This window comes from Pseudomonas medicaginis (assembly GCF_965119365.1).
Classification (GTDB): domain Bacteria; phylum Pseudomonadota; class Gammaproteobacteria; order Pseudomonadales; family Pseudomonadaceae; genus Aquipseudomonas.
Genome location: NZ_OZ221631.1, coordinates 1,461,699 through 1,481,012 on the forward strand (window position 1 = coordinate 1,461,699; position 19,314 = coordinate 1,481,012).

Consider the following 19,314-nt stretch of genomic DNA (forward strand, 5'->3'; position numbering starts at 1 on the left):
AGCGAGCCTGCTCGCGATAGGGCCAGCCCAGGCACCCGATCCCTATCAGGGATACTTGCGCTTATCCGGCGCCGGCGGGAAGTACTGGTACAACCAGGTCTCGCTCAAGGTGCGGTCCTTGGTGCGAATGAACAGGCGCATCTGCACCGGCTCTACACTGTCGTCGGTCGGGTACCAGTCGAAGGTGATGCGGTAGCCCTTGATCGCGTCCAGCACCAACACGTTGAAGTCCTTCACTTCGCCGTGGGAGCAGGTCACCACCGGTTCGATCCCGGTGCCGGGCGGCAGTTGGTCGAGGCCGCCGCCGCTGAAATCCACGGCGAAACGACGTGCCCAGACGGTCGGGTAATGCTCGCCCGGTGCCCAGCCTTCGATGAAGCCGCCCATGCCTGAGCGGGTGGCGTCGACATGGGCCAGGTCGGTACTGACCGGCGGCAGCGCGCTCCAGTAGAGCTTGTAGCCATAGTTCAGCGAGTCACCGGCGGCCACCGGCTTTTTCGGCGTCCAGAACGCGACAATGTTGTCCAGGGTTTCCCCGGTGGTCGGGATCTCCAGCAGGTCCACCGAGCCTTCGCCCCAGGCCGTCGTCGGTTCGACCCACAGGCTTGGGCGCTTGCTGTACCAGTCCACGGTGTCCTGGTAGCTGGCAAAGTCGTGGTCGGTCTGCACCAGGCCGAAACCTTTCGGGTCCTTGTCGGCGAACGCGTTGAATTGCAGGGTGGCAGGGTTGTTCAACGGACGGCAGACCCACTCGCCGTTGCCGCGCCACATGGCCAGCCGGTCGGAGTCGTGTATTTGCGGGTGAATGGTGTCGCACATGCGCCGTTCGACGGTGCCGCAGCTGAACATGCTGGTCATGGGGGCGATACCCAGTTGCTCGATGGCGGTACGGGCATTGACGTGCGCGTCGATGTCCATCACCACCCGCGTCGGCTGGCAATCGATGTCGAACCGATAGGCGCCGGTGGCGCTGGGGGAGTCGAGCAAGGCGTAGACGACGAAGCGGGTGCTGTTCTTGTCCGGGGTTTCGAACCAGAACTTGGTGAAGTCCGGGAACTCCTCGCGCTTCTTGGCGTAGGTGTCGATGGCCAAGCCGCGGGCAGACAGCCCGTATTGGCCGCTGGCATCCACGGCGCGGAAGTAGCTGGCCCCCAGGAACGAAACGATGTCGTGCCGATCCAGCTCCGGCGCCTTGAAGACGCGAAAGCCGGCGAAGCCCAGGTCACCCGTCAGTTGCGAGGTGTTGACCGTGGTTTTCTCGTAGTTGAACAACTCCGGGCGGAAATGCACCTCACGGGCCATGCGCGTCTTCGGGTCGACGCTGTACATGCGCACCGGCTGCTTGAAGCCCATGCCGACGTGGAAGAACTGCGCATCCAATTGCCGTCCATCCAGCTCATTCCACAATGAGTGATTGGCGTCGTACCGAATGGCGTTGAACTGCAGCGGCGACATTTGCGCCAGGGTGGGTGGCAGGACTTGCTTGGTGTCGATGTAGCGGCTCTCGGCCAGTCGCCGGGCCTGCTCCTTCAAACTGTTGAAGTCGAAGGGCCGGGCTTCTCCATCGGCGGTCTGATCAGCAGCCCAGGCGCGTGCGGCCATGAGCCCGGAGGCCGACAGCCCGGTGTAGGCGGCGAAGGCCATGGAGGCCTTGAGCAGATTCCTGCGGTGCATAAATACAACCTTTCTCGAAACAATCCCGCGCCGATCCTGGCACCAAAGACTGATAAAGGAGTTCGGACATGCCTTTGGCCAAACGCGACGAACGTTAGAACAGATGCCTGAGAGCCGGATCGGTTCACCGAGGCGCAAAATCATAGGGGAAATGCGGGCGTCGAGAGATAGGAAAGCGTGGCTTGGTCAAATTTTCTTACAGTTGTTTCTTTTTTTATAAGGATTGCGGCATTTTTTGACTAATTACTCTAAAACTGCCTTCTCCCGGTTGGAAACCTCCCTATTCTCTAGCGTGACAGGCGATCCAAGCCGGGATCCACATGCGCTATCAGGTCAAACTCGACGTACAGAAGGACACACGCTCATGACGAAAATACAGGGCATCGCTGAAATACTGGGGATCTTTCCAAACCTGACCCATGGGCGCAGGTCGCGGCGCTTGAGCCTGGAAGAACTGAAGCTGGTGGAGCGCTATCGGGAGTTGTCGGAGAACGACCGGATCGCCATGCGCTACCTGGTGGATGCGATGAGGAGTGTTTCGAGGTTTTGAAGAAAGGATGGACGACCGGAGCGGACGGGCACCGGCCGGTGTCATTCCAGCGACCGGTCCTGGGGGCACTCCGTGCAAGCCTTGGCAATGCCCAGGCGCGGCAGCCTGGGGCATCGGTTGCCAACATTGTCTCCTTTCAATGCTTGAACATCACATGCCGCACCACCGTGTAGTCCTCCAGCCCATACATGGACATGTCCTTGCCATAGCCGGAACGTTTCTGGCCGCCATGGGGCATCTCGCTGACGAGCATGAAGTGGGTGTTCACCCAGGTGCAGCCGTATTGCAGGCGCGCCGACAGGCGATGGGCACGGCCGATGTCGGCGGTCCAGACCGATGAGGCCAGGCCGTAGTCCGAATCGTTGGCCCAGGCCAGCACTTGCGCTTCGTCGAGGAACGGGGTGACGGACACCACCGGCCCGAAGACTTCCCGGCGGACGATTTCGTCATCCTGCTGGGCGTCGGCCAGCACCGTCGGTTCGAAGAAGAAGCCGTTGCCGTCCACCGCCTTGCCACCGGTGACCAGGCGGATATGGGGTTGGGCGATGGCCCGTTCGACGAAAGCGGCCACGCGGTCGCGGTGCTGGGCGGTGATCAGCGGGCCCATCTCGGTGTCGGATGCGGTTTGCAGGCCGTATTTGATGCTGCCCACCGCCGCGCCGAGTTTCTCGACGAACCGGTCGTAGATGCCTTGTTGGGCATAGATCCGACAGGCGGCGGTGCAGTCCTGGCCGGCATTATAGAAACCGAAGGTGCGGATGCCTTCGACCGCCGCATCGATGTCGGCGTCGTCGAAGATGATCACCGGGGCCTTGCCGCCCAGTTCCATGTGCATGCGCTTGACGCTGTCGGACGTGCTGGAAATGATGTTCGAGCCGGTGGCGATGGAGCCGGTCAGCGACACCATGCGCACTTTCGGGTGGGTGACCAGCGGATTGCCGACGGTCTGCCCACGGCCAAAGATCACGTTGAGCACGCCGGCCGGGAAAATCTCCGACGCCAGTTCCGCCAGGCGCAACGCCGTCAGCGGGGTCTGCTCCGACGGCTTGAGCACCACGGTATTGCCGGCCGCCAGGGCCGGGGCGATTTTCCAGGCGACCATCATCAACGGGTAGTTCCACGGCGCGATGGAGGCAATGACGCCCACTGGGTCGCGACGGATCATCGAAGTGTGCCCCGGCAGGTATTCGCCCCCCGCCGAACCGCTCATGCAGCGACTGGCGCCGGCAAAGAAGCGGAACACGTCGGCAATCGCCGGGATCTCGTCGTTCAGCGCGGCGCTCAAGGGCTTGCCGCAGTTGTCCGACTCCAGCTTCGCCAGCTCTTCGCCGTGGGCTTCGATGGCATCGGCCAGTTTGAGCAGCAACAGGGAGCGATCCTTGGGCGGCACTTGCGACCAGGCCTCGAAGGCACTGTCGGCGGCGCGCACGGCAGCATCGACCTGGGCTTCGCTGGCCTCATTGATCTCCACCAGCACCCGGCCCAGCGACGGGTTGAACACCGCCTGGCCTGGGCCTTCGCCGTTCACCAGATGGCCGTTGATCAGCAGTTTGGTTTGCATAGCATTGTCCTCATCGAAGCAGTTCTGTGTCTGCTGGAACCGATCCCTGTGGGAGCGAGCTTGCTCGCGATAGCGGTCTTACAGTCGACATCTGTGTTGAATGTTTGTCAGCCATCGCGAGCAGGCTCGCTCCCACAAAAAAACTCTCTTTGTACCGTGGGAAAAGGGGTTACTTTCCGCCGCTCCCGGCCACGCTCTCACCCCCACGGGTCAGGTAATACGCGCCCAATATCGGCAACATCGTGACCATCATCACCAGCATCGCCACCACGTTGGTCACCGGCACATCGCGAGGGCGGCTGAGCTGGTTGAGCAGCCACAGGGGCAGGGTGCGTTCGTGGCCGGCGGTGAAGGTGGTGACGATGATCTCGTCGAACGACAGCGCAAAGGCCAGCATTCCACCGGCCAGCAGCGCCGAGCCCAGGTTGGGCAAGATGATGTAGCGAAAGGTCTGCCAGCCGTCGGCGCCCAGGTCCATGGAGGCCTCGATCAGGCTGTGGGAGGTGCGGCGCAGGCGGGCGATGACGTTGTTGTAGACGATCACCACGCAGAAGGTTGCATGGCCGACGACGATGGTGAACATCCCGGGTTCGATGCCCAGGGTCTTGAAGGTTGCCAGCAGGGCAATGCCCGTGATGATCCCCGGCAAGGCAATCGGCAGGATCAGCATCAGCGAAATACCTTGTTTGCCGAAAAAGTCGCGTCGGTACAAGGCCGCCGAAGCCAGGGTGCCGAGCACCATGGCGATCAGCGTGGCGATGGCCGCGACCTGCAATGACAGCTTGATTGCCTCCAGCACATCCGGGCGTGAGAAGGCGATGCTGAACCACTTCAGGGTCAGGCCCTTGGGCGGGAAACTGAATGCGGCGTCCTCGGTGTTGAAGGCGTAGAGGAAGATGATCAGGATCGGGAAATGCAGGAACACCAGGCCGCCCCATGCCGCGATCCGCAAGCCCCACGAGGCCCGGTCTTGAGAGTCAGAGTGCATCGAAAGCTCCCAGTCGCTTGACGACGGATAGATAGATCGCGATCAGCACGATGGGCACCAGGGTGAACGCCGCGGCCATGGGCATGTTGCCGATGGCGCCTTGCTGGGCATAGACCATGCTGCCGACGAAGTAGCCCGGCGGGCCCACCAGTTGCGGCACGATGAAATCCCCCAGGGTCAGCGAGAAGGTGAAGATCGAGCCGGCGGCAATGCCCGGGATCGACAGCGGCAGGATCACCTGCAGGAACGTCTGGCGCGGCCTGGCGCCCAGGTCGGCCGAGGCTTGCAGCAGCGAGGGCGGCAGGCGCTCCAGGGACGCCTGGATCGGCAGGATCATGAACGGCAGCCAGATGTAGACGAACACCAGGAAACGCCCCAGGTGTGAGGTGGACAACGTGCTGCCACCCACGCCCGGGATCCCCAGCACGAACTGCAGCACCGGCCCCAGGCCCAGGTGCTGGACGAACCACTGCGCCACACCGCCCTTGGCCAGCAGCAGCGTCCAGGCATAGGCCTTGACGATATAACTGGCCCACATCGGCAGCATCACCGCGATGTAGAAAAACGCCTTGGTCTTGCCACGGGTGTAGCGCGCCATGTAGTAGGCGATCGGGAACGCGACGATGGCGCTGGCGATGGACACGGCTATCGCCATGCTCAGGGTGCGCAGAATGATGTCGAAGTTCGAGGGTTGGAACAGTGCCGCGAAATTCGCCAGGGTCAGGTCCGGCGTCACCGCCATGGTGAAGTCGTCGAAGGTGTAGAAGCCCTGCCACAGCAACGTCAGGAGCGAACCCAGGTAGACCGCGCCGAACCACAGCAGCGGCGGCACCAGCAGCATCGACAGGTACAGGTTGGGCCGTCGGTACAGCACGTTGGCAAAACGCCGCAGCGGCGAGCCGGGCGCTGGCGCTTGGGGGATGGCCAGGGTGTTCATCTCACACCTCGCCACTGGCGGCGTCGTGCAGCGTGACCATCGCCTCGCGGGCCCAGCGGACACTGAGGTGCTGGCCTGTTTGGCGCTGGGCTGCGTGGTCGTGCCACTGGGTATTGGCCTGGCTGAGGTTCAGGGTCTGGCCGTTGGCAAGTTTCAACTCGTAACGCGTGGCGCTGCCCTGGTACTGGATGTCGTGCAGCAGGCCGTGGACTTCGATCTCACCACTGGCCAACGGACCCTCGGCGAAACGCACGTGTTCCGGGCGAATCGAGAACGGCTGTGGATAACCGCTCAGTTCCCGGGCCAGTTCGCCACGAATCACGTTGGAGGTGCCGACGAATTCGGCGACGAAGGTGGTGGCCGGCTTCATGTAAAGGTTGCGCGGGGTATCGACCTGTTCGATGCGCCCCTGGTTGAACACCGCCACGCGGTCGGACATCGACAGCGCTTCAGTCTGGTCGTGGGTGACGAAAATGAAGGTAATGCCCAATTGGCGTTGCAGCTTCTTCAACTCGCCCTGCATCTGTTCACGCAGCTTCAGGTCCAGGGCCCCCAAGGGTTCATCGAGCAGCAACACCCGCGGACGATTGACCAGCGCACGGGCCAGGGCCACGCGTTGTCGCTGGCCGCCGGAGAGCTGCACCGGCTTGCGTTCGCCATAGCCGCCCAAGGCCACCATCTCCAGGGCTTCGTTGGCGCGCTGGAGGCGCTCGACCTTGGCGACGCCTTTGACTTTCAAGCCGTAGGCCACGTTGTCGCGTACGTTCATGTGGGGGAAGAGGGCGTAATCCTGGAACACCGTGTTGACGTCGCGCTGGTACGGCGCGAGCCCGGTGGCTTCCTTGCCGTGGATACGAATCGAGCCGGCACTGGGTTGTTCGAACCCGGCGATCAGCCGCAGGCAGGTGGTCTTGCCCGAGCCGGACGGGCCCAGCATGGAAAAGAACTCGCCGTCCTGGATATCAATGGAGACCCGGTCAACGGCTTTGACATCGCCGAACTGACGGGATACCTGGGTGAACTGGACTGCAAGCGTCATGGTGCGGGGCTCCAAAAAGCGCAACTTCTGTTGGATCTGGCTGGATTGTCAGGCACGGAGCTGTGGCGAGGGGATTTATCCCCGCTGGGGGCGAAGCCCCCCAAAACCTGACACCTGTGGGTATCAGGCAGATTGAATCGCCTGCTTTGGGGCTGCTTCGCAGCCCAGCGGGGATAAATCCCCTCGCCACAAGAGCGGTGCTCAGCTCCGGTTTTTTCGCCGACTGAGGGACTTAGCGCCCGCCCATGATCGCAATGTAGTCCTGGGTCCAGCGGCTGTACGGCACGAACTTGCCGCCCTCGGCCTGTGGGGTTTTCCAGAAGGCGATCTTGTCGAACTGATCGAAGCCGTTGGTCTTGCAGCCTTCGGCACCCAACAGCTCGCTGCCCTTGCACGCTGCCGGCACCGCGGGCAAGGAACCGAACCACGCGGCCACGTCCCCCTGGACTTTCGGTTGCAGCGACCAGTCCATCCACTTGTAGGCGCAGTTGGGGTGCTTGGCCTCGGCGTGGAGCATCGTGGTGTCGGCCCAGCCGGTGGCGCCTTCTTTCGGAATGGTCGAGGCGATCGGTTGCTTCTCGTTCATCAGACCGTTGACCTGATAAGGCCAGGCGCCGGACGCCACCACGCCTTCGTTCTTGAAGTCGCTCATCTGCACAGTGGTGTCGTGCCAGTAACGGTGGATCAACGGCTGCTGGGCCCGGAGCAATTCCAGCACGGCCTTGTATTGGGCTTCGTCGAGTTGGTACGGGTCCTTGATGCCCAGCTCAGGCTTGGCGGTCTTGAGGTACAGCGCCGCGTCGGCGATGTAGATCGGGCCATCGTAGGCTTGCACGCGCCCCTTGTTCGGCTTGCCGTCGGGCAAGTCCTGGGCGTTGAACAGCACGCTCCAACTGGTGGGCGCCTGCTTGAACACGTCGGTGTTGTACATCAACACGTTCGGGCCCCACTGGTACGGGGTGCCGTAGGTTTGCTGGTTGACCACGTACCACGGCGCATCTTTCAGGCGTGGGTCGAGGTTCTTCCAGTTGGCGATCAGCGCGGTGTTGATCGGCTGCACGCGCTTGCCGGCAATCAGTCGCAACGAGGCGTCGCCGGAGGCGGTGACCAGGTCATAGCCACCCTTGGTCATCAGGCTGACCATTTCGTCGGACGTGGCGGCGGTTTTCACGTTGACCTTGCAGCCGGTCTCCTGCTCGAAGCCGGTGACCCAATCGTAGGCTTTGTCACTTTCGCCGCGTTCGATGTAGCCCGGCCAGGCGACGATATCCAGTTGGCCTTCGCCAGCGCCAATGGCCTTGAGTGGCTCGGCGGCCTGGAGGCTGACGCTGGTCAGCAGCGCCGTGGTAAGTGCACTGAGCAATACGGTCTTGTGCGCGTACATGGAAATCCCTCTTGCTTTAATTAGAGTCGGGGCAGTGTTCGAACCGGTGAAGCGCCATGGCTGGCTTGTTATTAGCGTAGTGCTGTTATCTACAGATGCTGGCCGTGACGGGCCATGATGTGGCGTACCACGCTGTAGTCCTGGAGTGAGTCGCTGGACAGGTCTTTCCCATAACCCGAACGTTTCAGGCCGCCGTGGGGCATTTCGCTGACCAGCATGAAATGGCTGTTGATCCAGGTGCAGCCGTATTGCAACCGCGCCGCCACCTGCATGGCCTTGTCCAGGTTCTGGGTCCATACCGAGGACGCCAGGCCGTATTCGGAATCGTTGGCCCAGTCCACCGCCTGGCTGAGTTCGTCGAAGCGGGTCACGGTGACGACCGGGCCGAACACCTCGCGCTGGACGATTTCATCGTTTTGCTTGCAGCCCGCCAGCAGCGTGGGCTGGTAGTAGAAACCGGCGCCGGAATGCACCGCCGCGCCAGTGATGCGTTCGATGTGCGGCTGGCCGAGGGCACGCTCGACAAAACTGGCCACGCGGTCGCGCTGGCGGGTACTGATCAGCGGACCGATCTCATTGTCGGCGTCGCGCTTGCTGGCAAAGCGCAGGCTGCTCACTGCCGCGCCGAGCTCGGCCACCAGGCGATCGTGAATCCCGCCTTGGGCGTAGATCCGGCAGGCTGCGGTGCAATCCTGTCCGGCATTGTAGTAACCGTAAGTGCGCACGCCCTCGACTACCGCCTGGATATCGGCATCGTTGCACACGATCACTGGCGCCTTGCCGCCCAGCTCCAGGTGCGTGCGCTTGAGGGTTTTTGCCGCCGCCTGGAGGATTTTCTGCCCGGTGACGATGTCGCCGGTCAACGAGACCATGCGCACTTTCGGATGGCTGACCAGATGGCTGCCGACACCTTCGCCACCCCCGCAGAGGATATTGATGACGCCCCGCGGCAGGATCTCGGCCAATGTTGGCGCCAGGGCCAGGATCGACAGCGGCGTGTGCTCCGAAGGCTTGAACACCAGCGTATTGCCGGCAGCCAGGGCCGGGGCGATCTTCCAGGCGGCCATCATGATCGGGTAGTTCCACGGCGCGATGGACGCCACCACGCCGATCGGGTCGCGGCGCACCATGCTGGTGTAGCCCGGCAGGTATTCGCCACTGAGCTGGCCGGTCTGGCAGCGCACGGCACCGGCGAAGAAGCGGAATACATCCACGGTGGCGCTCAGGTCATCCTGGCGCGCCAGGTGCAGCGGCTTGCCGCAGTTCAAGGATTCGAGGCGGGCCAGTTCATCGGCGTTTTTTTCGATGGCACTGGCGATGTCCAGCAGCAGGTTCGAGCGTTGTTGCGGCGTGGTGCGCGACCAGCCGTCGAAGGCGCGATGGGCGGCGAGAACCGCGGCTTCCACCTGTTCGGTACTGGCCTCGGCGATGTGAGCCACCGCTTCGCCGGTGGCCGGGTTGAGGATCGGCTCGACAAGGCCTTCGCCAGGGATGAGCGCCCCGTCGATCAGCAACGCGGTGCACAACGGGGTTTGCGTGCCAGCCATGTTCGCCTTCTCTGTTTTATAGATATCAGTTGAAACGCCGGAACCTGTGGGAGCGAGCTTGCTCGCGATGGCGGTCCATCTGTACCACCGCTTCGCGAGCAAGCTCGCTCCCACAATGGATTGCGGTGATGCAGCAAGACTAGTGCTCAGCTTCAAGGCCGACAAATTCGAAATACTCAAGGCTGCGTTCGATTAAATAGATGGCTTGCGCCCGCCATGGGGCTGTTCCCGCGCAACGGCCAGGAATGGGTCCACCGATGTCGGGCGCGCCGTGCCCCGGCGCCAGGCCAGGCCGACGTCGAGGGTCTGGTTGAGGTCGGCAATCGGTCGGGCTTCGATGATGTCGCCTTCCAGCGACCAGGGCCGATACGTCATGTCCGGCTGGATCGACACGCCCAGTCCTGCCGCCACCAGGCTGCGCACCGCTTCGGTCGAGGCGGTACGCAAGGTGATCCTTGGTTGCAGGCCGGCGCCGCGCCATAGACGTTGGGCATTGCGGTCCATTTCATCGACATTCAGTTGGATCAGCGGTTCGCGGGCCACGTCGGCCAGGTTGATGCTGTCGTGCTCCAGCAACGGGTGTTGCGCCGGCAACCACACGCGGTGTGGCGAATGGGTCAGGACTTCAGTCTGCAAGGCATGGCGGTCTTCCAGGTTGGACAGGATCAGCACCCCGACATCGATTTCGCCGCTGACCAGCAAATGCTCGATGTACGGCCGTTCGTCCTCCATCACGCGGATCTCCACGTTGGGGTAGGCGCGCTGGAAACGGGTCAGCAGGTCCGCCAGGTAGTAGCCGGCGACCAGGCTGGTGACGCCGATGGTGACTTGGCCGGTCACCTGGTCGGTGCTGTGTTGCAGGCTGCGCTTGGCGTTATCGACCGTGGCCAGGATCAAATGGGCCTGGCGCAGGAATTGATGGCCCTGGTGGGTCAGGGTCATGCCCTTGGCGTGACGGTTGAACAGGCTGACGCCGATTTCCTGTTCCAATTGCTGGATGGCCAGGGTCAGGGTGGACTGGGAAATGAATGCCGTTTGCGCAGCGGCGGAGATGGAGCCGGTTTCGGCCACGGCGATGAAGTGGCGGATCTGACGCAGGGTCATCATGGGCATCTACCCGACGGGCGATTTTATCGATGTGCCTGAGTGTATATCTTTTTTTTAGAAGGCAAGGGGAGTGCTTCGCTGACGCCTCAGGCAACATCTCGAAGCACTCTCGCCAATGGCGTCGGGGCACTTTCGATCTAGGCTGGGGGCCTTACGTTCACCCGACAATGTGGAGGCAACACATGAACACCCGTGGATTGCTCGATCAGCTTCTCAAGTCCGGCCAGGAAATGTTGCAGAACAAGGCTGGCGGTTCACAGGGCAAGTCATCCGGTGGCCTGGGCGGGTTGCTTGGCGGCTCCGGCAACCTGGGCGGGATGCTTTCCGGCGCGGGTGGCGGGGCACTGGCCGCCGGCGCCATGGGCCTGCTGCTGGGCAACAAGAAAGCCCGCAGCTTCGGTGGCAAGGCCCTGGCCTATGGCGGCCTGGCTGCCTTGGGTGTGATCGCCTACAAAGCCTATGGCAATTGGCAGGCCCAGCAAGGCAACGCGCCGAAAACCGAACCGCAGACCCTCGACCGCGTGCCCCCGGCGCAGGTCGAGCAGCATAGCCAGGCGATCCTCAAGGCGCTGGTGGCGGCGGCCAAGGCCGACGGCCATGTAGACGAGCGCGAGCGGCAGTTGATCGAAGGCGAGTTCACCAAGCTCGACAACGACCAGGAACTGCAACACTGGCTGCACGCCGAACTCAACAAGCCCCTGGATCCCACTGACGTCGCCCGCGCTGCCAGCACCCCGGAAATGGCCGCGGAAATGTACATCGCCAGCGTGATGCTGGTGGACGAGGAAAACTTCATGGAGAAGTCCTACCTCGATGAACTGGCGCGCCAACTCAAGCTGGAGCCGGGTCTGAAGACTGAACTGGAAAAGCAGGTGCGCCAGGCGGCCCAATAAAAGCAGCCCCGATATTATTCTCCGTGGGGGCGGGCTTGCTCGCGAAGGCGGTGTATCGGTCTACATTTCCATTGACTGACACACCGCCTTCGCGAGCAAGCCCGCTCCCACACTGGTTTTGTGCCGTCCGATAGTCCTGGTTCCAAGGCATCTCCTGTGGGAGCTGGCCTGCGCCTCGCCAAAATCACCCCACACCGCCATACAGAAGCCACAGCGCCCTCGGCTATACTCCCCAGCATTTTCAAGTGCCTGAGGTTTTACTGTGAAGAATTGGACATTGCGCCAACGCATCCTGGCGAGTTTTGCGGTGATCATCGCCATTATGCTGCTGATGGTGGTTGTCTCGTATTCACGGTTGTTGAAGATCCAGGACAGTGAAGAAAAGGTCCGGACCGATGCAGTGCCAGGGGTGTATTTCAGTTCCATGATCCGCGGCGGCTGGGTCGACAGCTATGTCCTGACCCAGCAAATCGTCGGCCTTTCGGGGCACCGGGAGATCACCGCCGAGGACAAGGCCCGGTACCAGGGCTTCGAGCAGCACCTGCGCGAAGAAATACAGAACTACCAGAAACTGATCCAGGACCCGGCCGACCAAGTCTCTTTCGACGAGTTCGAGGTCAATCACCAGGACTTCAACAAGGCCCTGGCGAAGGTCCTGGACCTGTACCAGCGCAAGGATTACGAAGGGGCGCGACTGGCGCTGAACACCGAGCTGACGACGGCGTGGCTCGACGGCCGCGGGCACTTGAACCATATCATCGAGCGCAATCGCGAGCGGGCGGAAAAGGCCACCCTGACCATTGGTGACGCGGTGACGGCGGCCAAGGTCGCCATGGGCCTGTCGCTCTTGGTCGCGTTGATCGTCGCCGTATTCTGTGGCCTGTTGTTGATGCGGGCGATCATGGGGCCGATGAACCGCATCGTTGAGATCCTCGAGGTCATGCGCAGCGGCGACCTGAGCGGGCGCCTGAACCTGGCGCGCAAGGACGAATTCGGTGCCGTGGAAACCGGCTTCAACGACATGATGGCCGAGCTGACCTCGCTGGTGTCCCAGGCCCAGCGCTCATCGGTGCAGGTCACCACCTCGGTCACCGAAATCGCCGCCACCTCGCGCCAGCAACAGGCCACGGCCACCGAAACCGCCGCCACCACCACCGAGATCGGCGCGACGTCCCGGGAAATCGCCGCCACCTCCCGGGACCTGGTGCGTACCATGACCGAGGTGTCCACCGCCGCCGACCAGGCCTCGGTGGCCGCCGGCTCCGGCCAGCAAGGCCTGGCGCGCATGGAGGACACCATGCACTCGGTGATGGGCGCCGCCGACCTGGTGAACGCCAAGCTGGCGATCCTCAACGAGAAGGCCGGCAACATCAACCAGGTGGTGGTGACCATCGTCAAAGTGGCCGACCAGACCAACCTGTTGTCCCTCAACGCCGCCATCGAGGCCGAGAAGGCCGGTGAGTACGGGCGCGGTTTCGCCGTGGTGGCCACGGAAGTGCGGCGCCTGGCCGACCAGACGGCCGTAGCGACCTATGACATCGAGCAGATGGTGCGCGAGATCCAGTCCGCCGTCTCAGCCGGTGTGATGGGCATGGACAAGTTCTCCGAAGAAGTGCGCCGGGGCATGGCCGAGGTGCAGCAGGTCGGTGAGCAGTTGTCGCAGATCATCCATCAGGTCCAGGCCTTGGCGCCGCGGGTGTTGATGGTCAACGAAGGCATGCAGGCCCAGGCCACCGGTGCCGAGCAGATCAACCACGCCCTGGTACAACTGGGCGATGCCAGCAGCCAGACCGTGGAGTCCCTGCGCCAGGCCAGTTCCGCCATCGACGAGCTGAGCCAGGTCGCCGTGGGGCTGCGCAGCGGCGTCTCGCGTTTCAAAGTCTGATGGGCGAACTCGAGACCCGCCGTGGCGCGGCACCGACGGCCCGTCAGTCGTTGTTCCTGGTGTTCTGCATCGGCAACGAACGTTACGCCCTGCAGGCCATCGATGTGGTGGAGGTGCTGCCGCGCCTGCCCCTCAAGCCGATCGCCCGGGCGCCGTCCTGGGTGGCGGGGGTGTTTGCCTGGCGTGGCGCCGTGGTGCCGGTGATCGACCTGTCTGCCCTCACATTCGGCCAGAGCGCCGAGCCCCGGACCAGCACGCGGCTGGTGCTGGTGCGCTATCAAGGCGACGCGCAGCAAGCCGGGCAAGTGCTGGGATTGATCCTGGAGCAGGCGACCGACACCGTGCGCTGTGATCCGGCCGATTTCATACCCTATGGCCTGGACAATCGGCAGGCGCCGTACCTCGGCCCCGTACGCGAAGATGCCCACGGGTTGCTGCAATGGGTGCGGGTCAATGACCTGCTCGACGAGTCCGTTCGGGCGCTGCTGTTTCCTGCGACGCCGCTGGACCCCGACGACCTCGGGGCAACGCCATGAACAACGACCAGCGGTTTTTCGATTTCCTCAAGGCGCGCATCGGCCTCGATGTGACCTCCGTCGGCACCGCGATCATCGAGCGGGCCGTGCGCCAACGGATCAGTGCCGTGCCTGGGCGAACCGCCGATGAATATTGGCAGGCCCTGCAGCATTCGGCCCCGGAGCAGCAGGCGCTGATCGAAGCGGTGATCGTCCCGGAGACCTGGTTCTTCCGCTATCCCGAATCCTTCGCGACCCTCGCCAGGCTGGCCGTCAAGCGCCTGGGCGAAATCAAGCACCTGCGTGCACTGCGCATCCTCAGCTTGCCGTGCTCCACCGGCGAAGAACCTTATTCCATCGCCATGGCCTTGCTCGACGCAGGCCTGGGACCACATCAGTTCAAGGTGGACGGCCTGGACGTCAGTCCGCTGTCGGTGGCCCGGGCGAAGGAAGCGCGTTACGGCAGAAACTCCTTCCGTGGCGCCGACCTGGGTTTTCGCGAACGGCATTTCGACGTCGCGGACGAGGGGTACCTTCTGCGCGAGCGGGTGCGCGAACAGGTGCGTTTGCAAGTGGGCAACCTGCTGGATCCGGCCTTGCTGGTGAACGAGGCCCCCTACGACTTTGTGTTCTGTCGCAACCTGCTGATCTATTTCGACCCGCCGACCCAGCAGCAAGTGTTCGAGGTGCTCAAGCGCCTGACCCATCAGGACGGCGTGCTGTTTATCGGCCCCGCCGAGGGCAGCTTGTTGGGACGCCTGGGCATGCGCTCGATCGGGATTGCCCAATCGTTCGCCTTCAGTCGCCAGGGGGCACCCGAGCCGGAGCCGTTGCCGGCCTTGGTGTCGTCGCCACTGTCGGTTCGTCAGCCGCCGCCGCGGGTTGTTGCGCCGGTGATCCGGCCGCGGCCGTTTGCCACGAACCTCACGCCGATTGCCCCACCGCCGCGCAGCGATGCCACGACCTTGCTGGCCAATATCGCCGCCCTGGCCAACGGCGGCAAAAGCGCCGAGGCCCGTGCGGCGTGCGAAGAGTATTTGCGCAGCCATGCGCCGAACGCCCAGGTCTTCTATTGGTTGGGCCTGCTCAGCGACATGGCCGGCAGCGCCCTTGAAGCCCAGGGCTTTTATCGCAAGGCGCTTTATCTTGAACCGCAACACGCCGAGGCCCTGGTGCATCTGGCGGCGCTGCTGGCTTCCCAGGGAGACGCGGCCGGAGCCCGTCGATTGCAGGAACGCGCCGCCCGCAGCGGGCGCACGGCAGACAGTGAGCACAAACGATGAGCGGTTCGTCTTCATACAAGGTCACCCACGACGATGCCCAGGCCATCGACGATTGCTGGAACCGCATCGGCGTGCATGGCGACAAATCCTGCCCGCTGTTGGCCGAGCATATCCATTGTCGCAATTGCTCGGTGTATTCGGCGGCCGCCACCCGGCTGCTGGACCGTTATGCCTTGCCGCAGGATCAGCGGGACTTGTCCCTGGCCCCGGTGGACAATGATGTTGTCACGCGCTCGCTGTTGATGTTCCGCCTCGGTGAGGAATGGCTGGGCCTGACCACGCGCAGTCTGGTGGAAGTGGCACCGTTGCAGCCGATCCACTCGTTGCCCCACCAACGTTCACGGGCCTTGCTGGGCGTGGCGAATGTGCGCGGGGCGCTGGTGGCTTGCCTGTCGCTGGTGGAACTGCTGGACCTGGAGCCCGGCGCGCCGGCGGTTGCCGGTACGCGGGTCATGCCGCGCATGTTGATTGTCGCGGCCAAGGGCGGGCCGGTGGTGGTGCCGGTGGACGAAGTGGACGGCATCCACGCCATCGATGAACGGATCCTGGCGAGCGCTTCGCCATCGGCGGGCAAGTACACCCGTGGCGTGCTGCCCTATAACGGCCGCAGCCTGCGCTGGCTGGATGAAGAACAGCTGCTGTCTGCCGTGGCTCGGAGCCTGTCATGACCCCTGATCAGATGCGCGACGCCTCGCTGCTGGAACTGTTCAGCCTGGAAGCCGAAGCCCAGGTCCAGGTGCTGAGCGCCGGCTTGCTGGCCCTGGAGCGTGATCCGACCCAGGCCGATTATCTCGAGTCGTGCATGCGCGCGGCCCATTCCCTCAAGGGCGCGGCGCGGATCGTCGGGGTGGACGCCGGCGTCAGCGTGGCCCATGTGATGGAGGATTGCCTGGTCAGCGCCCAGGAGCGGCGCCTGGTCTTGGGGGCCGAGCATATCGACGCCTTGCTGCAAGGCACTGACCTGCTGACGCGCATCGCCACCCCGGGCAACAACGTCGGTGCTCCGGACATCGATGCCTATGTGGCGCTGATGGGGCGCCTGCTGGACCCCAACGCGCCACAGGCCCCGGCAGTGGTCTTACCAAGCGTCGAGACACCCGTCGAGCCGCTACACGTCGAGCTGCCGGAAGTGGAACCGCCCCCGGCAACGGAGCCGGACCCCAAGCGCAAACGGGTCACCGAAGGCGGCGAGCGGGTCTTGCGGGTCACGGCCGAACGCCTCAACAGCCTGCTCGACCTGTCGAGCAAGTCCTTGGTGGAGACCCAGCGCCTCAAGCCCTGGCTGGCGACGATGCAGCGGCTCAAGCGCCAGCAAGGCACGGGTTTGCGGGCCCTTGAAGAACTGAACGTGCACCTCAAGGATCACGCCCTGAGCCTGCAGGCCCAGGAAGCCCTTGGCGATGCCCGCCGCTTGCTCGCCGAAACCCAGCAATTGCTGGCGCAGAAAACCGCCGAGCTCGATGAGTTTGCCTGGCAGGCCAGTCAACGGGCGCAGGTGCTGTACGACACGGCACTGGCCTGTCGCATGCGGCCGTTCGCCGATGTGCTTTCGGGTCAGGTGCGTATGGTCCGCGATTTGGGCCGCAGCCTGGGCAAACAGGTGCGCCTGGAGATTGAAGGCGAGAAAACCCAGGTCGACCGCGATGTGCTGGAAAAGCTCGAAGCGCCACTGACCCACTTGCTGCGCAACGCCGTGGACCACGGCATCGAACCCCCGGAACAACGGATACTGGCCGGCAAGCCTGGCGAAGGCGTGATCCGCCTGCGCGCCTCCCATCAGGCTGGTCTGCTGGTCTTGGAATTGGCGGACGACGGCGCCGGGGTGGACCTGGAACGGGTGCGCCGCAGCATCGTCGAGCGCGGCCTTTCCCCTGAGCCAACCGCCGCCAGCCTGAGCGAAGAGGAACTGCTGACGTTCCTGTTCCTGCCCGGTTTCAGCCTGCGCGACCAGGTCACCGAAGTGTCCGGGCGTGGCGTCGGCCTGGACGCCGTCCAGCACATGGTCCGGCAGTTGCGCGGTGCGGTCTTGCTGGAGCAGACGGCGGGCCAAGGCAGTCGCTTCCATCTCGAAGTGCCGCTGACGCTGTCGGTGGTGCGCAGCCTGGTGGTGGAAGTCGGCGATGAGGCGTACGCCTTTCCCCTGGCCCACATCGAGCGCATGTGCGACCTGGTGCCGGACGACATCGTCCAGGTCGAAGGGCGCCAGCATTTCTGGCACGAAGGCCGGCATATCGGCTTGGTCGCCGCCAGCCAGTTGCTCAATCGCCCGTCGGCGCACAACGGCAGCCAGACCCTCAAGGTCGTGGTCATCCGCGAGCGCGAGACGATCTATGGCGTGGCGGTGGAGCGGTTCATCGGCGAACGAACACTGGTGGTCCTGCCGCTGGACGAACGCCTGGGCAAGGTCCAGGACATTTCCGCCGGGGCCTTGCTCGACGATGGCTCGGTGGTGTTGATTGTCGATGTCGAAGACTTGCTGCGCTCGGTGGACAAGTTGCTCGATACCGGGCGCCTGGAGCGTATCGCCCGGCAGAACCAGGCCCAGGCCCCGCGCAAGCGGATCCTGGTGGTGGACGATTCCCTGACCGTGCGTGAGCTGCAACGCAAGTTGCTGCTCAATCGCGGCTATGACGTGGCGGTGGCGGTGGATGGCATGGATGGCTGGAATGCATTGCGTTCGGAGGATTTCGACTTGTTGATCACCGATATCGACATGCCACGGATGGACGGCATCGAGCTGGTGTCGCTGTTGCGGCGCGACAACCGCTTGCAATCGCTGCCGGTGATGGTGGTGTCCTACAAGGACCGTGAAGAAGATCGCCGCCGTGGCCTCGACGCTGGCGCCGACTATTATCTGGCCAAGGCGAGTTTTCACGACGACGCCTTGCTCGACGCCGTGGTCGAATTGATCGGAGGGGCACGCGCTTGAAGATCGCCATCGTCAATGACATGCCCCTGGCGGTCGAAGCCCTGCGCCGCGCCCTGGCGTTCGAACCGGCGCATCAACTGGTCTGGGTGGCCGCCAACGGCGCCGAGGCGGTGCAGCGTTGCGCCGAATACACCCCGGACCTGATCCTGATGGACCTGTTCATGCCGATCATGGATGGCGTGGAGGCCACTCGGCGGATCATGGCCGACAGCCCCTGCGCGATCGTGATTGTCACCGGGGACAGCCAGCAGAACGTCCACCGGGTGTTCGAGGCCATGGGCCATGGGGCGCTGGATGTGGTCGACACCCCGGCCCTGGGCGTCGGTAACCCGGCGGACGCGGCGGCGCCGCTGCTGCACAAGATCACCAACATCGGCTGGCTGATCGGTGAGCGCAACAAGCGTGAGCGACCCGCGCCGGCAACGCAGCGTGCGGCGGTGTCGCGCAAGAGCCTGGTGGCCATCGGGTCGTCGGCGGGCGGGCCGGCGGCGCTCGAGGTGCTGCTCAAGGCCCTGCCCCGGGACTTTGCCCCGGCCATCGTGCTGGTCCAGCATGTAGACGAAGTGTTCGCCGCGGGCATGGCCGAGTGGCTGGGCAGTGTGTCGGGCCACACGGTGCGCCTGGCCCGGCACGGCGAGACGCCGCAAAGCGGCACGGTGCTACTGGCTGGGACCAATCATCATCTGCGGTTGTTGAAAGACGGCACCCTGGCCTACACCGCCGAACCGGTTAACGAGATCTACCGGCCCTCCATCGACGTATTTTTTGAAAGTGTCGCCCAGTACTGGAGCGGTGACGCTGTGGGTATTTTGCTCACCGGCATGGGCCGCGATGGTGCGCAAGGGCTTAAACTCATGCGTCAGCAGGGCTATGTAACCATCGCCCAGGACCAGCGCAGCAGCGCGGTGTATGGCATGCCCAAGGCGGCGGCCGCCCTCGATGCCGCTGTCCATATTCTGGCCTTGGACGCCATTGCGCCTCGGCTGTTGGAGATTGTGACCCCATGAAAAAAACCGCCAGCG

At 63.7% G+C, this 19,314-nt stretch carries 16 protein-coding genes; 8 read left to right on the forward strand and 8 right to left on the reverse strand.

Features of this window, described 5'->3' with window-relative positions; all coding sequences use genetic code 11:
* Positions 1-45 precede the first annotated feature (45 nt).
* Positions 46-1,674, reverse strand: a complete 1,629-nt coding sequence (locus ACMTA2_RS06350; protein WP_413794161.1) for a glucan biosynthesis protein D — start codon at positions 1,672-1,674, stop codon at positions 46-48.
* A 364-nt stretch (positions 1,675-2,038) separates the two neighbouring features.
* Between ACMTA2_RS06350 and ACMTA2_RS06355 the strand changes: the two genes are divergently transcribed.
* Complete coding sequence (locus ACMTA2_RS06355; protein ID WP_304556040.1) at positions 2,039-2,224, forward strand: hypothetical protein; 186 nt, start codon at positions 2,039-2,041, stop codon at positions 2,222-2,224.
* Positions 2,225-2,360: 136 nt separating this feature from the next.
* Here ACMTA2_RS06355 and ACMTA2_RS06360 read toward each other — a convergent pair whose 3' ends face one another.
* From ACMTA2_RS06360 to ACMTA2_RS06390, 7 genes are all read right to left on the reverse strand, one after another.
* Positions 2,361-3,785: a gamma-aminobutyraldehyde dehydrogenase gene (locus ACMTA2_RS06360; protein ID WP_413794162.1), complete on the reverse strand. Its 1,425-nt coding sequence runs from the start codon at positions 3,783-3,785 to the stop codon at positions 2,361-2,363.
* A 169-nt stretch (positions 3,786-3,954) separates the two neighbouring features.
* On the reverse strand, positions 3,955-4,773 hold the full coding sequence (locus ACMTA2_RS06365) for an ABC transporter permease (RefSeq protein ID WP_058545467.1): 819 nt from the start codon (positions 4,771-4,773) through the stop codon (positions 3,955-3,957).
* Positions 4,763-5,710: an ABC transporter permease gene (locus ACMTA2_RS06370; protein WP_413794163.1), complete on the reverse strand. Its 948-nt coding sequence runs from the start codon at positions 5,708-5,710 to the stop codon at positions 4,763-4,765. The genes ACMTA2_RS06365 and ACMTA2_RS06370 overlap by 11 nt, the downstream gene beginning before the upstream one ends.
* 1 nt (position 5,711) lies before the next feature.
* Positions 5,712-6,749: an ABC transporter ATP-binding protein gene (locus ACMTA2_RS06375; protein WP_413794164.1), complete on the reverse strand. Its 1,038-nt coding sequence runs from the start codon at positions 6,747-6,749 to the stop codon at positions 5,712-5,714.
* 232 nt (positions 6,750-6,981) lie between these two features.
* Positions 6,982-8,133 carry a putative ABC transporter substrate-binding protein YdcS gene (gene ydcS, locus ACMTA2_RS06380; protein ID WP_413794165.1) on the reverse strand — a complete coding sequence of 384 codons (1,152 nt, stop codon included), beginning with the start codon at positions 8,131-8,133 and terminating at the stop codon, positions 6,982-6,984.
* A gap of 89 nt (positions 8,134-8,222) precedes the next feature.
* Positions 8,223-9,680, reverse strand: coding sequence for a gamma-aminobutyraldehyde dehydrogenase (locus ACMTA2_RS06385; RefSeq protein WP_413794166.1), 1,458 nt, complete (start codon positions 9,678-9,680; stop codon positions 8,223-8,225).
* Positions 9,681-9,872: 192 nt separating this feature from the next.
* On the reverse strand, positions 9,873-10,787 hold the full coding sequence (locus tag ACMTA2_RS06390) for a LysR family transcriptional regulator (RefSeq protein ID WP_413794167.1): 915 nt from the start codon (positions 10,785-10,787) through the stop codon (positions 9,873-9,875).
* A 182-nt stretch (positions 10,788-10,969) separates the two neighbouring features.
* On the opposite strand from ACMTA2_RS06390, the gene ACMTA2_RS06395 reads away from it, so the two are divergent.
* The 7 genes from ACMTA2_RS06395 to ACMTA2_RS06425 all read left to right on the forward strand — a co-directional run bounded on the left by ACMTA2_RS06395 (position 10,970) and on the right by ACMTA2_RS06425 (position 19,299).
* Positions 10,970-11,680 (forward strand): tellurite resistance TerB family protein, encoded by a 711-nt coding sequence (locus ACMTA2_RS06395; RefSeq protein ID WP_413794168.1) that lies wholly within the window; start codon positions 10,970-10,972, stop codon positions 11,678-11,680.
* A 262-nt stretch (positions 11,681-11,942) separates the two neighbouring features.
* Positions 11,943-13,565 (forward strand): methyl-accepting chemotaxis protein, encoded by a 1,623-nt coding sequence (locus ACMTA2_RS06400; RefSeq protein WP_413794169.1) that lies wholly within the window; start codon positions 11,943-11,945, stop codon positions 13,563-13,565.
* Entirely contained in the window at positions 13,565-14,101 is a 537-nt protein-coding gene (locus ACMTA2_RS06405; RefSeq protein ID WP_413794170.1) for a chemotaxis protein CheW, read from the forward strand. The genes ACMTA2_RS06400 and ACMTA2_RS06405 overlap by 1 nt, the downstream gene beginning before the upstream one ends.
* A complete protein-coding gene (locus ACMTA2_RS06410; protein WP_413794171.1) occupies positions 14,098-15,363 on the forward strand; it encodes a CheR family methyltransferase in 1,266 nt (421 codons plus the stop codon). The genes ACMTA2_RS06405 and ACMTA2_RS06410 overlap by 4 nt, the downstream gene beginning before the upstream one ends.
* Positions 15,360-16,031: a chemotaxis protein CheW gene (locus ACMTA2_RS06415; protein ID WP_413794172.1), complete on the forward strand. Its 672-nt coding sequence runs from the start codon at positions 15,360-15,362 to the stop codon at positions 16,029-16,031. Before ACMTA2_RS06410 ends, ACMTA2_RS06415 begins: the two co-directional genes overlap by 4 nt.
* A complete protein-coding gene (locus ACMTA2_RS06420) occupies positions 16,028-18,292 on the forward strand; it encodes a hybrid sensor histidine kinase/response regulator (protein WP_413794173.1) in 2,265 nt (754 codons plus the stop codon). Before ACMTA2_RS06415 ends, ACMTA2_RS06420 begins: the two co-directional genes overlap by 4 nt.
* A complete protein-coding gene (locus ACMTA2_RS06425) occupies positions 18,289-19,299 on the forward strand; it encodes a chemotaxis response regulator protein-glutamate methylesterase (protein ID WP_413794174.1) in 1,011 nt (336 codons plus the stop codon). Before ACMTA2_RS06420 ends, ACMTA2_RS06425 begins: the two co-directional genes overlap by 4 nt.
* The last annotated feature ends 15 nt before the right edge of the window (positions 19,300-19,314 follow it).

Bases quoted from the DNA above. Each gene is read 5' to 3' on its own strand.
- ACMTA2_RS06355 (WP_304556040.1), top strand. From the start codon at position 2,039: ATGACGAAAATACAGGGCATCGCTGAAATACTGGGGATCTTTCCAAAC.
- ACMTA2_RS06385 (WP_413794166.1), bottom strand. From the start codon at position 9,680: ATGGCTGGCACGCAAACCCCGTTGTGCACCGCGTTGCTGATCGACGGG.
- ACMTA2_RS06420 (WP_413794173.1), top strand. From the start codon at position 16,028: ATGACCCCTGATCAGATGCGCGACGCCTCGCTGCTGGAACTGTTCAGC.
- ACMTA2_RS06415 (WP_413794172.1), top strand. From the start codon at position 15,360: ATGAGCGGTTCGTCTTCATACAAGGTCACCCACGACGATGCCCAGGCC.
- ACMTA2_RS06395 (WP_413794168.1), top strand. From the start codon at position 10,970: ATGAACACCCGTGGATTGCTCGATCAGCTTCTCAAGTCCGGCCAGGAA.
- ACMTA2_RS06370 (WP_413794163.1), bottom strand. From the start codon at position 5,710: ATGAACACCCTGGCCATCCCCCAAGCGCCAGCGCCCGGCTCGCCGCTG.
- ydcS (WP_413794165.1), bottom strand. From the start codon at position 8,133: ATGTACGCGCACAAGACCGTATTGCTCAGTGCACTTACCACGGCGCTG.
- ACMTA2_RS06375 (WP_413794164.1), bottom strand. From the start codon at position 6,749: ATGACGCTTGCAGTCCAGTTCACCCAGGTATCCCGTCAGTTCGGCGAT.
- ACMTA2_RS06390 (WP_413794167.1), bottom strand. From the start codon at position 10,787: ATGATGACCCTGCGTCAGATCCGCCACTTCATCGCCGTGGCCGAAACC.
- ACMTA2_RS06410 (WP_413794171.1), top strand. From the start codon at position 14,098: ATGAACAACGACCAGCGGTTTTTCGATTTCCTCAAGGCGCGCATCGGC.
- ACMTA2_RS06360 (WP_413794162.1), bottom strand. From the start codon at position 3,785: ATGCAAACCAAACTGCTGATCAACGGCCATCTGGTGAACGGCGAAGGC.
- ACMTA2_RS06365 (WP_058545467.1), bottom strand. From the start codon at position 4,773: ATGCACTCTGACTCTCAAGACCGGGCCTCGTGGGGCTTGCGGATCGCG.
- ACMTA2_RS06405 (WP_413794170.1), top strand. From the start codon at position 13,565: ATGGGCGAACTCGAGACCCGCCGTGGCGCGGCACCGACGGCCCGTCAG.
- ACMTA2_RS06350 (WP_413794161.1), bottom strand. From the start codon at position 1,674: ATGCACCGCAGGAATCTGCTCAAGGCCTCCATGGCCTTCGCCGCCTAC.